This is a genomic window from Mangrovactinospora gilvigrisea, assembly GCF_001879105.1.
Lineage (GTDB): Bacteria > Actinomycetota > Actinomycetes > Streptomycetales > Streptomycetaceae > Mangrovactinospora > Mangrovactinospora gilvigrisea.
The window spans coordinates 18,020-32,609 of the sequence record NZ_MLCF01000056.1 but is presented as its reverse complement, the minus strand read 5'-3'; the positions used below and the strand labels follow the sequence as shown (position 1 = coordinate 32,609).

Annotated in this window: 10 protein-coding genes; 3 read left to right on the top strand and 7 right to left on the bottom strand. The window is 70.1% G+C overall.

Annotated features, from left to right (window positions below; genetic code table 11):
- Positions 1–2: 2 nt before the first annotated feature.
- The 7 genes from BIV57_RS11735 to BIV57_RS11705 all read right to left on the bottom strand — a co-directional run bounded on the left by BIV57_RS11735 (position 3) and on the right by BIV57_RS11705 (position 9,881).
- Positions 3–1,082 (bottom strand): ABC transporter ATP-binding protein, encoded by a 1,080-nt coding sequence (locus BIV57_RS11735; protein ID WP_071656686.1) that lies wholly within the window; start codon positions 1,080–1,082, stop codon positions 3–5.
- A complete protein-coding gene (locus BIV57_RS11730; RefSeq protein ID WP_071656685.1) occupies positions 1,075–2,127 on the bottom strand; it encodes an ABC transporter ATP-binding protein in 1,053 nt (350 codons plus the stop codon). The genes BIV57_RS11735 and BIV57_RS11730 overlap by 8 nt, the downstream gene beginning before the upstream one ends.
- A gap of 6 nt (positions 2,128–2,133) precedes the next feature.
- Positions 2,134–3,117 carry an ABC transporter permease gene (locus BIV57_RS11725; RefSeq protein ID WP_071656684.1) on the bottom strand — a complete coding sequence of 328 codons (984 nt, stop codon included), beginning with the start codon at positions 3,115–3,117 and terminating at the stop codon, positions 2,134–2,136.
- The gene (locus BIV57_RS11720) at positions 3,110–4,036 is read right to left on the bottom strand and encodes an ABC transporter permease (RefSeq protein ID WP_071656683.1); all 927 of its coding nucleotides are present in this window, start codon (positions 4,034–4,036) and stop codon (positions 3,110–3,112) included. The genes BIV57_RS11725 and BIV57_RS11720 overlap by 8 nt, the downstream gene beginning before the upstream one ends.
- A gap of 118 nt (positions 4,037–4,154) precedes the next feature.
- Positions 4,155–5,774: a peptide ABC transporter substrate-binding protein gene (locus BIV57_RS11715; RefSeq protein WP_071656682.1), complete on the bottom strand. Its 1,620-nt coding sequence runs from the start codon at positions 5,772–5,774 to the stop codon at positions 4,155–4,157.
- A gap of 408 nt (positions 5,775–6,182) precedes the next feature.
- On the bottom strand, positions 6,183–8,048 hold the full coding sequence (gene typA, locus BIV57_RS11710; RefSeq protein ID WP_071656681.1) for a translational GTPase TypA: 1,866 nt from the start codon (positions 8,046–8,048) through the stop codon (positions 6,183–6,185).
- Positions 8,049–8,195: 147 nt separating this feature from the next.
- The gene (locus tag BIV57_RS11705; protein WP_245797574.1) at positions 8,196–9,881 is read right to left on the bottom strand and encodes an ABC transporter family substrate-binding protein; all 1,686 of its coding nucleotides are present in this window, start codon (positions 9,879–9,881) and stop codon (positions 8,196–8,198) included.
- Positions 9,882–10,684: 803 nt separating this feature from the next.
- Here BIV57_RS11705 and BIV57_RS11695 point away from each other — a divergent pair.
- From BIV57_RS11695 to BIV57_RS11685, 3 genes are read left to right on the top strand one after another with little or no spacing between them, the layout of a single operon-like run.
- On the top strand, positions 10,685–11,443 hold the full coding sequence (locus BIV57_RS11695; protein WP_071656700.1) for a hypothetical protein: 759 nt from the start codon (positions 10,685–10,687) through the stop codon (positions 11,441–11,443).
- A gap of 37 nt (positions 11,444–11,480) precedes the next feature.
- Positions 11,481–13,433 carry a fumarate reductase/succinate dehydrogenase flavoprotein subunit gene (locus BIV57_RS11690; protein ID WP_071656678.1) on the top strand — a complete coding sequence of 651 codons (1,953 nt, stop codon included), beginning with the start codon at positions 11,481–11,483 and terminating at the stop codon, positions 13,431–13,433.
- Complete coding sequence (locus BIV57_RS11685; protein ID WP_071656677.1) at positions 13,430–14,185, top strand: succinate dehydrogenase/fumarate reductase iron-sulfur subunit; 756 nt, start codon at positions 13,430–13,432, stop codon at positions 14,183–14,185. Before BIV57_RS11690 ends, BIV57_RS11685 begins: the two co-directional genes overlap by 4 nt.
- The last annotated feature ends 405 nt before the right edge of the window (positions 14,186–14,590 follow it).

Here is a 14,590-nt window from a genome sequence, read left to right as displayed (position 1 = left end):
GGCTACTCCGCCGTCCCCACGATGTCGCGCTCCTCGGGGAACAGGCACGCGCTGGGGTGCGCCGCCGGCTCACCGGGCTCGGACTGGTACCGCTCCGGCACCTCCAGCACCGGCTCGATCTCCGCGCACACGTCCTGCGCCTTCCAGCACCGCGTGCGGAACCGGCACCCCGAAGGGGGATTCGCCGGGGACGGCACATCGCCGGCGAGCAGGATCCGCTCGCGGCCCTCGCGCCCGTCCGGGTCGGGCACCGGCACCGCCGACAGCAGCGCCTGGGTGTAGGGGTGCGTCGGGTGCTCGTAGATCTGCTCGTCCGAGCCGATCTCCACCATCCGGCCGAGGTACATCACCCCGACGCGGTTGGAGATGTGCCGCACCACCGACAGGTCGTGCGCGATGAAGATGTAGGAGAGGTCGAACTCCCGCTGCAGCCCGGCCAGCAGGTTGACCACCTGCGCCTGGACGGACACGTCCAGCGCCGAGACCGGCTCGTCCGCGATGATGATCTCGGGACGGAGCGCCAGCCCTCGGGCGATGCCGATGCGCTGCCGCTGGCCGCCGGAGAACTGGTGCGGGTACCGGTTGATGTACTCCGGGTTGAGGCCGACGACGTCCAGCAGCTCCCTGACCCGCTTCCGGCGGTCGCCCTTGGGGGCCACCTCCGGGTGGATGTCGTAGGGCTCGCCGATGATGTCGCCGACCGTCATCCGCGGGTTGAGCGAGGTGTAGGGGTCCTGGAACACCATCTGGATGTTCCGGCGGACGGCCTGCAGCGCCCGGCCGGAGAGCTTGGTGATGTCCTCGCCCTTGTAGAACACCTCGCCGGCGGTGGCCTGCTCCAGGTTCATCAGCAGCTTGGCCACGGTCGACTTGCCGCAGCCGGACTCGCCGACGATCCCCAGCGTCTCGCCGCGGTAGAGGTCGAAGGTGACCCCGTCCACCGCCTTGACGGCGCCGATCTGCTTCTTGACGACCACGCCGCGGGTGAGGGGGAAGTGCTTCTTCAGGCCGCGGATCTGCAGGATCGGCTCGCCCTGGGCGTTGCCGACCGCAGTGGCGCCCTGCTCGCCTGTCTCAGCCATGGAGGGTCTCCTTCCAGAAGTGGCAGGCGCTCCCCCGGCCGGCGATCGGCCGCCCGGAGTCGTCGGTCACCTCGTGCAGCGGGGGCAGCTCGTGCCGGCACACCTCCTGCGCCATCGGGCAGCGCGGGTTGAAGGCGCAGCCCTCCGGGATGTTCAGCAGGTTGGGCGGCAGCCCCTTGATCGCGTACAGCTCCTGGCCCTTCTGGTCCAGCCGCGGGATCGACTGGAGCAGGCCCTTGGTGTAGGGGTGGGCCGGGTTCTTGTACAGCTCGTGGACGGGGGCCGTCTCGACGATCCGCCCCGCGTACATCACCGCGATCTTGTCGGCGACGTCGGCGACCACGCCCAGGTCGTGGGTGATGAGGATGAGCCCCATGTGGAACTCCTTCTGGAGGTCCGCCAGAAGGTCCATCACCTGCGCCTGGACGGTGACGTCCAGGGCCGTCGTCGGCTCGTCCGCGATGATCAGGTCGGGCTCCAGGGCCAGCGCCATCGCGATCATGATGCGCTGCCGCATGCCGCCGGAGAACTGGTGCGGGTAGTCGTTGACCCGCTCCTTGGCCGCCGGGATGCGCACCCGGTCCATCAGGTCGACGGCCCGGGCCTTGGCCTCCTTGCGGGACATCCCGCGGTGCACGCGGAACATCTCGGAGAGCTGGTAGCCGACCGTCAGCACCGGGTTCAGCGAGGAGAGCGCGTCCTGGAAGATCATCGCGATCTTCGCGCCGCGGACCTTGCGCCGCGCCTCGTTCGACATGGTCAGCAGGTTCTGCCCGCGGTAGCGGATCTCCCCGCTGGGGATCCTCGCCGGCGGCATGTCCAGGATGCCCATGACCGCCTGGGCGGTGACGGACTTGCCGGAGCCGGACTCGCCCAGGACGGCCAGCGTCTCGCCGGAGTCGACCGAGTAGGAGACCCCGTTGACGGCCCGGACGATGCCGTCGCGGGTCTTGAACTCCACGTGGAGGTCGTCCACCTCAAGGAGCGAGGTGCCGGACGGGGTGGTGTTGCCCTGCCCGACAGCCGTGGTGTCGGTGGTGCTCAAGGGATGTCACCTCAACTTCGGGTCGAGGGCGTCGCGGACGGCGTCGCCGAGCATGATGAAGGCCAGGACCGTCGCGCTGAGGAAGCCGGCGGGGAAGAGCAGCAGATGGATGGCGTTGCGGATCTGCTCGGACGCGTCCGAGATGTCGCTGCCCCAGGAGATGCCGCTCTGGATGCCGATGCCCAGGTAGGAGAGGGTCGCCTCGGCGGAGATGTACATGCCGAGGGAGATGGTGGCGACCACGATCACCGGGGCGATGGCGTTGGGCAGCACATGCTTGAACATCAGCCGCCCGTTGCCGGCGCCCAGCGCCCGCGCGGCCTGCACGTAGTCCGCCTGCTTCACCGTGATCACCGAGCCGCGCATCACGCGGGTGATCTGGGTCCATCCGAAGGTCACCAGGACGAGGGTGACCGTCCAGGCGGTGCGCTGGGTGAACGCCTGGAGCATCACCATCGCGCCGAGCAGCAGCGGGATGCTGAAGACGATGTCGGTCAGCCGGGAGATCACCGCGTCCAGCCAGCCGCCGAAGAAGCCGGCCAGCATGCCGAGCAGGATGCCGGCGACCGTCACACCGAGGGTCGTGAAGATGCCGACGATGATCGACGCCCGGGCGCCGTGCACCACGCGGGAGTAGACGCTCCGGCCGATCTGGTCGTAGCCGAACCAGTCCGCCTGGAAGAAGTGCGCCAGCTGGGGCGTGCCCAGGTAGTGCGACGGGTTGCCCGCGGTCGGGCTGGCGCTGGTCCACATGCCCGGGACGATCGCCATCAGCAGCACGATGAGGATGATGACGGCGGAGATCCAGAAGATCGGACGGAACTTCAGCTCCCGCCAGGCCGAGGCCCAGCTGCCGCCGGACCTCTCCTTGCCGCCGGGCTGGTTGTCCGCGTGGGGCCCTCCGGAGGCGAGCGCGCCGGCCGGCCCGCCCAGGCTCTCGGTCTCGACCGCGCCGCTGTTGTCGGGGGTTCCCGCAGGGGTGTCAGGCATAGCGAATCCTCGGGTCCAGGACGGCGTAGAGGAGGTCGACGATCAGGCTCGCCACCAGGTAGACGATCACCAGGAAGGTGACGGTGCCGACGACCAGCGGGCCGTCGGCCTGGTTGATCGCCTTGTAGAGGACGTTTCCGACACCCTGGATGTTGAAGATGCCCTCGGTGACGATCGCGCCGCCCATCAGCGCACCGAGGTCGGTGCCGAGGAAGGTGATGACCGGGATCAGCGAGTTGCGCATCAGGTGCACGCCGACGATCCGGCGCCGCGGCAGGCCCTTGGCCACCGCGGTGCGCATGTAGTCGGCGCGGACGTTCTCCACCACGCTGGTGCGGGTGAGCCGCGAGACGTAGGCGAGCGAGACCAGGCCGAGGACGATGCCCGGCAGGATCAGCTGCGTGATGTTGTACGAGTCGTTGACCGTCGGCGTCACCCAGCCCAGGTTGTTGCCGAAGACCACCTGGAAGACGTAGCCGATCACGAAGGTCGGGATGGCGATCACGATCAGCGTCACGAAGAGCAGCACGCTGTCGGCGAGCTTCCCGCGGCGCAGGCCGGAGATGACGCCGAAGAGGACGCCGAAGACCATCTCGATCACGAAGGCGACCAGCGCGAGGCGGATCGTCACGGGGATGGCCGCGCCGAGGATGCTCGCGACCGGCTGCTGGCTGTAGCTCGTCCCCAGGTCGCCCTTGAAGATGCCGCTGAGGTAGTTCCAGTACTGGTGCCACAGGGGCAGATCCAGCCCGTACTGGTGACGGAGCGCGGCGAGGGTGGCCGCATCGGGAGCCTTGTCCCCGAACAGCGCGCGCACGGGATCGCCGGGCAGCGCGTACACCATCAGAAAGATGATCAGGGTGGTGCCGATGAACACCGGGATCATCTGGAGCAGGCGTCGAAGGATATAACGCCCCATTGTGCCTCCCTTGGAACGGCGACGCGGCGGCGGCCGGCCCCGCAGCCCCCTCCGAGGAGGGGGCGCGGGGCCGGCCGCGGGGCCACGGCGCCAAGCTGGGCCTGCGCCCCAGTGCCGATTAGCTCTTCTTGACCTGCGTCCACACCGGGTTGCCCTGCCAGTCGTACTTGACGTTGCTGACCTTGGACGAGTAGCCGGTGGTGGAGCGGTAGTCCCAGAGCGGGATCGCGGGCATGTCCTTGGCGAGGACGCCCTCGGCCTGCTGGTAGAACTTCGCGCCGGCCTCGGGGGAGGAGGCCTGCTCGCCCTTCTTCAGCAGCGCGTCGAACTCCGGGCTGCTGTAGGCGCCGTAGTTGGCGTCGGCCCCGGTCGCCAGCGTCTGGGTGAGGAAGTTGGCGATGTACGGGAAGTCGGCCTGCCAGCCGTTCCGGAACAGCTCGTTGGCCGGGAGCTTCTTGTTGACCTCGAGGTTCAGGGCCGTCTTGAAGTCCGGCTTCGGGTCGCCGGCGCACGCGACGCCGGTGGCCTGGGTGATGGAGTTGCAGACCGCGTCGACCCACTGCTTGTGGCCGCCGTCGGCGTTGTAGAGCACCGTGATCTTGTTACCGGGGACGCCGCCGCCGGCCTTGATCAGCTCCTTGGCCTTGGTCGGGTTGTACGTGCAGAACTCGCCGCACGTCCCGGCCTTGTAGCCCTGGGTGTCCTCGGCGGTCCACGCGGACGAGGGGGTCCGGGAGCCCTGGAGGACGGTCTTGGTGATCTGCGGGCGGTTGATGGCCATGGACAGGCCCTGGCGGACCTTGGCCGTGTTCACGCCCTTCCACTCGCTGTTGTACATCGCGAAGGCGATGGTCTGGATGCCCGACATCGGCTGGTCGATCGCGCGGGAGCCGAGGTCCTTCTTGTAGTGGCCCAGGTCGGTCGGGTCCACCTGGTCGAGCAGGTCCAGGTTGTTCGACAGCAGGTCCTGGTAGGCGGCGTCGGCCTTCGAGTAGTTCTTGAAGACGATGCCGTCGTTCTGCGGCTTGTCCGAGCCCTGGTAACCGGACCACTTCTTGACCACGATCTGGTTGTTGTGGGTCCAGGAGTCGAACTTGTACGGGCCGTTGCCGACCGGCTTCTGGCCGTACGCCTTGGGGTCCTTGAAGAAGGCCTTCGGCAGCGGCGAGAAGCCCGTGTAGGCCAGCTCGTAGTTGAAGTAGGAGATCGGCGAGTTCAGCGTGATGTCGAACTTGGTGTCGCTGATCTTCTTCAGGCCCGACATGGTCGTCGCCTTGGGGGTGCCGGACGCCGGGTGGACGTCCGAGTAGCCCTGGATGACGGAGAACCAGTTGGCGTTGGCCTGGGCGTTCTTCGCCTGGGCCGCCCAGTTCCAGGCGTCGATGAAGGAGTCGGACGTGACCTTCTCACCGTTGGTGAAGGTCCAGTTCGGCTTCAGCGTCACCGTGTAGTGCTTGGAGTCCGAGGACTGGATGGACGACGCCACCGCGTTCTCGAGCTTGCCGTCCGGGGTGAACTGCGTGAGCCCCCGGAACAGGTTCATGAGGACACGTCCGCCGTTGACCTCGTTTGCGTTCGCGGGCTGGAGCGGGTTCTGCGGTTCGCCCGACTGGTAGCTGACCAGACCGGCCGTGCCGCTCCCGCCGCTGCTGCTGCCGCCGCCGCTGCCGCAGGCGGACGCGCCCAGGGCCACGACCGCCGCGGCTGCCACCCACTTGGCGCTGGTAGCAACGCGCATGGGTTGCCTCCTCATGACTTGCCTTCGGTACAGGAAGAGCGCCCGCCTGCGGCGGGCGCCCGAAGCTCGTGAGTCGGCGCGCCAAGCGCGTCGGACCCGTTGACCCGAGCACAACAGCCTCTACTATCCGTCACGAGGTGCCGCGCTCCTAGCACTTGTCGATCACTATTTGATCACGTCTACTCCGGAAATTCCCGGAGTGCGGACGAGATCTGTCCAGACAGGGCGGTTGCAATCGGACGGAACGACCGTTGCCCGGGACGCGCTCACCGCTGACCGGACACCTTGTCGAAGGCTACCCTCCGTCACCTCGCCGGGCACGACGACACGCCCCGGCCCCCCGTACGGCCCGTTGGGCCGGGTGGGGTGCCGGGGCGTGGGCGGTGGAACCGCGGGCCGCGCCGGGCGCTACCGCTTGGCGCGGGCGGTGTTCCGGGCGCGCTCCTTCTGGTCCAGGATCACCTTGCGGATCCGGACGGTGTCCGGGGTGACCTCGACGCACTCGTCCTCGCGGCAGAACTCCAGGGCCTGCTCCAGCGAGAGCTTCCGCGGCGGGTAGACCTTCTCGGTCTCGTCCGCCGTGGAGGAGCGCATGTTGGTCAGCTTCTTCTCCTTGGTGATGTTGACGTCCATGTCGTCGGAGCGGGAGTTCTCACCGACGATCATGCCCTCGTAGACCTCGGTCGTCGGGTCCGTGAAGAGCGTGCCGCGCTCCTGGAGGTTGAGCATGGCGAACGGGGTGACCGAGCCGGCCCGGTCGGCCACCAGCGAGCCGGAGGCGCGGGTGCGCAGCTCGCCGAACCAGGGCTCGTAGCCCTCGAAGACGTGGTGGGCGATGCCGGTGCCGCGGGTGACGGTGAGGAACTCGGTGCGGAACCCGATGAGGCCGCGGGAGGGCACCACCCAGTCCATCCGGACCCAGCCGGTGCCGTGGTTGACCATGTTCTCGTTGCGGCCCTTGCGGACGGCGAGCAACTGGGTGATGTTGCCCAGGTACTCCTCCGGCGCGTCGATGGTGAGGCGCTCGACGGGCTCGTGGCGCTTGCCGTCGATCTCCTTGGTGACCACCTGGGGCTTGCCGACGGTGAGCTCGTAGCCCTCCCGGCGCATCGTCTCGACCAGGATGGCCAGCGCCAGCTCGCCGCGGCCCTGCACCTCCCAGGCGTCGGGGCGCTCGGTGGGCAGCACGCGCAGCGAGACGTTGCCGACCAGCTCCTTGTCGAGGCGGTCCTTGACCAGGCGGGCCGTCACCTTGGTGCGCTTGGTCGGGCCGCGGCCCACCAGCGGGGAGGTGTTGGTGCCGATGGTCATGGAGATCGCCGGCTCGTCGACGGTGATCAGCGGGAGCGGCCTGGGGTCCTCGGCGTCCGCGATGGTGTCGCCGATCATGATGTCCGGGATGCCGGCGATGGCGATGATGTCGCCGGGCCCGGCCTCCTCGGCGGGCTTGCGCTCCAGGCCCTCCGTCATCAGCAGCTCGGTGATCTTCACCCGCTCGACGGTGCCGTCGTGGCGGCACCAGGCGGCCTGCTGGCCCTTGGTGATGGTGCCCTCGTGGACGCGGCAGAGCGCGATCCGGCCGAGGAAGTTGGAGGCGTCCAGGTTGGTGACGTGCGCCTGGAGCGGGGCGCCCTCGGTGAAGGTGGGGGCCGGGATGGTGTCCAGCAGGGTCTGGAAGAAGGGCTCCAGGTTCTCGCTGTCGAGCGCGCCGCCCTCGACGGGGCGGTTCAGCGAGGCCTGGCCGTCGCGGGCGCAGGCGTAGACGATCGGGAACTCGATCTGCTCCTCGTCGGCGTCCAGGTCCATGAAGAGCTCGTAGGTGTCGTCGACGACCTCGGAGATCCGGGAGTCGGGGCGGTCCACCTTGTTGATGCACAGGATCACGGGGAGCCGGGCGGCGAGCGCCTTGCGCAGCACGAAGCGGGTCTGCGGGAGCGGGCCCTCGGAGGCGTCCACCAGCAGCACGACGCCGTCCACCATCGACAGCCCGCGCTCGACCTCGCCGCCGAAGTCGGCGTGGCCGGGGGTGTCGATGATGTTGATGACGACCTGGTCGCCGCCGTCCTTGGGGTGGTAGTGGACGGCGGTGTTCTTGGCGAGAATGGTGATGCCCTTCTCGCGCTCCAGGTCGTTGGAGTCCATCACGCGCTCGTCGACGTGCTGGTGGGCGCCGAAGGCGCCGGCCTGCTTGAGCATCGCGTCGACGAGCGTGGTCTTGCCGTGGTCGACATGGGCGACGATGGCGACGTTGCGGATGTTGCTGCGCGTGGGCATGAGAGGGCGGGCTCCTCGGAGAAGGGATGGGGCCGGGTCGCTTACGCCCAGGCACACGGTCTCCGAGTCTACGTGCTGTGCGAGGTGCCGATAAAACCGCGCGGTCCGCGCGGTGCCGGGTCCGCCGCCCTCCGCCGCCCCGCCCCGCTACTTGCGGAAGCCCACCGCCGTGAAGTCGGGGGTGCCCACGCCGAACGCGCCGGCGTTCACCACGTTCGCCCGCGTCGCCACCACGTCCGGCACCTGGAAGAGCGGCAGCGACCCCGCCTCCCGCCACAGCCGGGCGTCCAGCGTGTTCCGCAGGTCGGACGCCTTCCCGGTGTCCAGCTCGGCGCCGGCCTTGCGGAACAGCAGGTCGATCTCGTCCGTCCCGGTGCGGGCCCAGTTCCGCCCGATGTTCATCGAGCCGTCCTCGGACGGCTGCGGCTTGGCGTAGATCGCCCGGTCGTCGACCACCGGGAAGGCGGTCGCCGGCCAGGAGTAGACCGCCAGGTCGAAGTCGCCGGTGGCGACGTGGTCGGTGAAGAAGCCGTCCCCGGACACCGCGACCGTCCTCGACCTCAGGCCCGCCTTGGCGAGCATGGTGTGCACGTCCTTGGCGACCGTCTCGGCCTGCGCGGAGTTCTTGGGGATCACCACCCGCAGCACCGGCGCGTCCGTGCCGACCGCGTCGCCGGCCGCCTTGAGCGCCTTCTGCACCTCGCCCTTGCCGCCGTCGTCCCCGGCGGAGCCCAGCGCGCTGCTGTTGTCGGAGTAGCCCGCCTGGGTGCCCATCAGCAGGTGGTTGCCGGGGGCGAAGGCGGTCATGCCGAGCGGGGCGGCGACGTCCTTGGCGATGGCGTTGCGGTCGATGGCCCGCGCCACCGCGCGCCGCAGGTCGCCGTCCTTGAGCGGACCGGTGCCGCCGTTGAGGGTGAGCTGGGTCCACGCCCCGCCGGCGCCCTTGTGCAGGGTGATCCCGTGCGTCGCGGACGCCTGGCGCAGCAGCGTCGCCGCGCCGGGGGCGTCGGTGTCGAGGCGGGCCAGGTCGACGCTGCCCGACTTGAGCGCGGCGAGCCGCTGCTCGGCCGGGACGGCCTTGAGCACCAGCTTGTCGAGGCGGGCGCGGGTGCCCCACCACTTCGGGTCGCGCTCCAGGGTGACGGTGCCGGCCTTGTCGTCCACCGCGTCCGAGCCGGCGAGCCGGAACGGTCCGGCGGTGGCCGGCAGGTGCCGGCGCAGGCCGTCGTTGAAGGCCTCCGGGGACTTCGTCGCGGCCGCCGGGTAGAGCGGGGTGAAGAGCGCCCGCCAGTCGGCGAAGGGCCGCTTGAAGGAGACGGTGACCTGGTGGGCGCCCGGGCCGGCGGTGACGTCCGAGACGGCGTCGTAGCCGCCGGTGCCGGACGTCCAGTAGCCGGGGTCGGTGCCGCGCAGCGCCTTCCACTGCCCGGCGAAGTCCGCGGCCGACAGCGGCTTGCCGTCGCTCCAGCGGGCCTGCGGGTTGAGGGTGTAGACGACCGTCTGGGGGTTGGCCGCCTCGGCGTCGTCGGAGGCGTCGTCCGAGGAGGCGCCGCCCTTGGAGACCGCCTTGACCAGGTAGTCCTGGTCCATCGTCGGCCGACCGCCGGAGTCCGGCGGGAAGAGCGCGGGCAGCACCGCCTCGGCGACGGTGCGGGTCGCGGCGTCCGCGTCGGTCTGATGGACGTTCAGGGTCGCCGGCACGCCGCCGACGGCCCAGGTCTGGGTGCCGCCCGCGCGGACCTGCGCGGCCGGCGCGGCCGTCAGCGACTGGGCGGGCGGCGCGTCGGCGCCCCCGCCGGAGCAGGCGGCGGCGAGCGGCAGAGGGGCGGCCACCAGCAAGGCAGCCGCGAGCCGTCGTGCCGAAACGTTCCCGCGCACAGGATCCTCCCGACGGAAAAAATGATCTTCGGTGGGTGCTCTTCCGTCGGCCACCGTGCGCTTGTCCGCGGCGCGTCCGCGGGAGACACCCCGCATCCCGCCGCCGGGATCACCGGATCGGACCAGCTTCACACCGGATCAAAAGATCATCAGACGACGATCTCGTGCGATCGATAACAGATCAGCCAGATCCGTGATCAACATGTCCGAACCCCTTTCGCAGGGACCTTTCGCCGCGAGAGACTCGGCTCCGCCGAAGACCTGAGTGATCCGCACCACATTTGCCTCACATTCGACGGAGAAGGTGAGCACCTCGTGTCGCTACAGGACGACGTGTACGCCGCCCGCAGGGACCTGGAACACGTCGAGCGCGCGGTCGCGCGGCTCCGTGCGGAGCTGGACGCGTTGACGCGTCGCTTGCCCCCAGGCGTGGTGCCCTCGCAGGCGCGTCCCCCCGAGGACGTCATCCACGTACCTGACGCTCCCTACGATCCCGCGCTCTGGAGGGACGTGGACGACGAGGGGATCGGTCGGCGCGAGGTGACTTAGACGGTGCAGGTTCCGCTGGGTCACTCGCGCCCACGCGGCGGAGCCGCACAGCTGCCGCAGCCCCGCGCCCCTGAAGGGGCACGTCCAGCCGTATTCGGGAAAGAGATCCGTTGAGCGCCGACACAGAAACGAACCGGCAGAGCGACAGCAGCACCCTCCCCCCGCAGCGGCGTCCGCCGGGCGGGGTCTTCTCGCCGCGGCGCGCCGCGCTGACGGTCCGCCACCTGCGCACCGACCGCTGGTGGCTGCCCCCCGCGGCCACCGCCGCCGGGCTGCTCGCCTTCATCGTCTACGCCACCTGGCGGGCGTTCGCCGGGAGCCACTACTACAGCGAGCCCTACATCTCGCCGTTCTACTCCCCCTGCCTCGCCTCCTCGTGCCCGGCGATGCCCGGCGGCGCGCGCTGGCCGATCTTCGGGTCCTGGTGGCCGCTGAGCCCGGCCGTCATCATCCTGATCGTCCCGCTCGGCTTCCGGATGACCTGCTACTACTACCGCAAGGCCTACTACCGGGCCTTCTGGTCCTCGCCCCCGGCCTGCGCGGTCGCCGAGCCGCACGCCACGTACAGCGGCGAGACCCGCTTCCCGCTGATCCTGCAGAACGTCCACCGGTACTTCCTGTACCTGTCGACGATCGTGGCGGTCATCCTCACCTGGGACCTCGTCCTCGCCTTCCGCGACAAGCACGGCAGTTGGGGCCACGCCGGCCTCGGCACCCTGGTGCTTCTGGTCAACGCGGGCCTGCTGTGGACGTACACCCTCTCCTGCCACTCCTGCCGGCACATCGTCGGCGGCCGGCTCCGGCACTTCTCGAAGCACCCGGTGCGCTACAAGCTCTGGGGCTGGATCGGCGTGCTCAACAACCGCCACATGCTGCTCGCCTGGACGTCGCTGTTCATGGTCGGCTTCGCCGACTTCTACATCTACCTCGTCTCCAGCGGCGCGTTCGCCGACCCCCGCTTCTTCTGAACGACCCTCCCCCACATCGTCTGGAGCTCCCCACACCATGACCGAGGCGGAACGCCACACCTACGACGTGGTCGTGATCGGTGCCGGCGGGGCCGGCCTGCGCGCCGCGATCGAGGCCCGCGCGCACGGCATGCGCACCGCGATCATCTGCAAGTCCCTCTTCGGCAAGGCCCATACGGTGATGGCCGAGGGCGGCATCGCCGCCTCCATGGGCAACGTCAACAGCAACGACAACTGGCAGGTCCACTTCCGCGACACGATGCGCGGCGGCAAGTTCCTCAACCACTTCCGGATGGCCGAGCTGCACGCCCGGGAGGCGCCGGACCGCGTCTGGGAGCTGGAGACCTGGGGCGCGCTCTTCGACCGCACCAAGGACGGCCGCATCTCGCAGCGCAACTTCGGCGGCCACGAGTACCCGCGCCTCGCCCATGTCGGCGACCGCACCGGGCTGGAGCTGATCCGCACCCTCCAGCAGCAGGTGGTCGCGCTCCAGCAGCAGGACGAGCGGGAGTTCGGCGATCCCGAGGCGCGGATCAAGGTCTTCGCCGAGCACACCGTCACCCGGATCCTGAAGGACGGTTCTCGGGTGGCCGGGGTCTTCGGCTACGCCCGCGAGACGGGACGGTTCTTCACCATCGAGGCGCCGGCCGTGGTGCTGGCCACCGGCGGCATCGGCAAGTCCTTCAAGGTGACCTCCAACTCCTGGGAGTACACCGGGGACGGGCACGCGCTGGCGCTGCTCGCCGGGGCGCCGCTGATGAACATGGAGTTCGTCCAGTTCCACCCCACCGGCATGGTCTGGCCGCCGAGCGTCAAGGGCATCCTGGTCACCGAGTCGGTGCGCGGCGACGGCGGGGTGCTGCGCAACTCCGAGGGCGACCGGTTCATGTTCAAGTACATCCCGGACGTCTTCAAGTCCCAGTACGCGCAAGGGCCGGACGAGGCCGACCGCTGGTACGCCGACCCGGACAACAACCGCCGCCCGCCCGAGCTGCTGCCCCGCGACGAGGTGGCGCGCGCCATCAACAACGAGGTCAAGGAGGGGCGCGGCTCCCCGCACGGCGGCGTCTTCCTGGACGTCTCGACGCGGATGCCGGCCGAGGAGATCAAGCGGCGGCTGCCCTCGATGCACCATCAGTTCCTGGAGCTGGCGGACGTCGACATCACCGCAGAGCCGATGGAGGTCGGCCCCACCTGCCACTACGTGATGGGCGGGGTGGCCGTCGACCCGGACACCGCGCAGGCCGAGGACGTCCCCGGGCTCTATGCCGCGGGCGAGGTGGCCGGCGGGATGCACGGCTCCAACCGGCTGGGCGGCAACTCCCTCTCCGACCTGCTGGTCTTCGGCCGGCGGGCGGGGCTGCACGCGGCCGAGTACGCGGGCGGCATCGGCGCGGACCGCCCGGTGGTCGGCCAGCAGGCGGTGGACGCGGCCGCCGAGGAGGCGCTGCGCCCCTTCGGGCTGGCGGAGATGGTCGAGCCGGACGGCCCCCCGGAGGGCGGCGGCCCGCCGGAGAATCCGTACACCCTGCACACCGAGCTCCAGCAGACCATGAACGACCTGGTCGGCATCATCCGGCGGGAGCCGGAGATGCGGGAGGCGCTGCAGCGGCTGGCGCGGTTGCGGGCGCGGGCCAAGCAGGCTGTGGTGGAGGGCCACCGGCAGTTCAACCCGGGCTGGCACCTGGCGCTGGACCTGCGGAACATGCTGCTGGTCAGCGAGTGCGTGGCGCGGGCCGCGCTGACGCGGACGGAGAGCCGCGGCGGGCACACCCGCGACGACTTCCCGACGATGGACCGGGAGTGGCGGCGCAAGCTGCTGATCTGCCGGCTCGCCGCCGGCGCGGAGACGGCGGAGGTGACGCCCCGTCCGAACCCGGCGATGCGGCGCGACCTGATGGAGCTCTTCGACGCCGAGGAGCTGCAGAAGTATCTGACGGACGAGGAGCTGCAGCACTACAGCTCGGAGGACGCGGAGGGGCAGGAATGAGCTATCAGGCGCGGTTCCGGGTCTGGCGGGGCGACGAGGCGGGCGGGGAGCTGACGGACTACGAGGTCGAGGTGAACGAGGGCGAGGTGGTGCTGGACATCGTCCACCGCCTCCAGGCCACCCAGACGCCGGACCTCGCGGTGCGCTGGAACTGCAAGGCCGGCAAGTGCGGTTCGTGCAGCGCGGAGGTGAACGGGCGGCCGCGGCTGATGTGCATGACGAGGATGTCGACGTTCTCCCCCGAGGAGACGGTGACGATCACGCCGATGCGGACGTTCCCGGTCATCAAGGACCTGGTGACGGACGTCTCCTTCAACTACGAGAAGGCGCGGGAGATCCCGTCCTTCCAGCCGCCGGAGGGCGTGGCGGCGGGCGAGTACCGGATGGCGCAGGAGGATGTGCAGCGGTCGCAGGAGTTCCGCAAGTGCATCGAGTGCTTCCTGTGCCAGAACACCTGCCATGTGGTGCGGGACCACGAGGAGAACAAGGCGGCGTTCGCCGGCCCGCGGTTCCTGATGCGGCAGGCGGAGCTGGAGATGCATCCGCTGGACGCGCGGAAGCGGCGGGCGGAGGAGGCGCAGGAGGAGCACGGGCTCGGGTACTGCAACATCACCAAGTGCTGCACGGAGGTGTGCCCGGAGCACATCCACATCACCGACAACGCGCTGATCCCGCTCAAGGAGCGGGCGGTGGACCGCAAGTACGACCCGCTGGTGTGGCTCGGCTCCAAGATCCGCCGCCGCACCGGCTGAGTCCGGTCCCTCCCCGCCGCCCCTCCGCCCCGGCACCCCACCCGAGTCCGGCGCGGTGCCGACACCGCCGCCACCCCCCGGGCTCCACGCGGCGCGGCGGTGCCGCCGGGACCGCACGCGGGGGGGGCGGCAGGGCGCCGAGGACACCCGCCCCGGAGTGGAGACGCGGTGTCGGGACCGTCAAGAGCCCCCCGGCCCGCCCGCGGACCGCCACGAGGCGGCAGAACCAGCGGCGGGCCGCGTGGGCCGCGGAGCGAGGTAGAGCCGACGGGCGGCAGCAGGGTCCTGGCCGCGCACGGACCGCCGCGAGGCGGCAGCAGAGTCCTGACCGCGCACGAAGCGCCGCGAGGCGGCAGGGCCGACGGGCGGCAGCAGAGTCCTCGCCGCGCGCGAGGCGCCGCGAGG

What these genes read in the sequence shown, in the direction of transcription:
- BIV57_RS11720 (WP_071656683.1), bottom strand. Translation starts at nt 4,036, where the DNA reads ATGGGGCGTTATATCCTTCGACGCCTGCTCCAGATGATCCCGGTGTTC.
- BIV57_RS11735 (WP_071656686.1), bottom strand. Translation starts at nt 1,082, where the DNA reads ATGGCTGAGACAGGCGAGCAGGGCGCCACTGCGGTCGGCAACGCCCAG.
- BIV57_RS11690 (WP_071656678.1), top strand. Translation starts at nt 11,481, where the DNA reads ATGACCGAGGCGGAACGCCACACCTACGACGTGGTCGTGATCGGTGCC.
- BIV57_RS11685 (WP_071656677.1), top strand. Translation starts at nt 13,430, where the DNA reads ATGAGCTATCAGGCGCGGTTCCGGGTCTGGCGGGGCGACGAGGCGGGC.
- BIV57_RS11715 (WP_071656682.1), bottom strand. Translation starts at nt 5,774, where the DNA reads ATGCGCGTTGCTACCAGCGCCAAGTGGGTGGCAGCCGCGGCGGTCGTG.
- typA (WP_071656681.1), bottom strand. Translation starts at nt 8,048, where the DNA reads ATGCCCACGCGCAGCAACATCCGCAACGTCGCCATCGTCGCCCATGTC.
- BIV57_RS11725 (WP_071656684.1), bottom strand. Translation starts at nt 3,117, where the DNA reads ATGCCTGACACCCCTGCGGGAACCCCCGACAACAGCGGCGCGGTCGAG.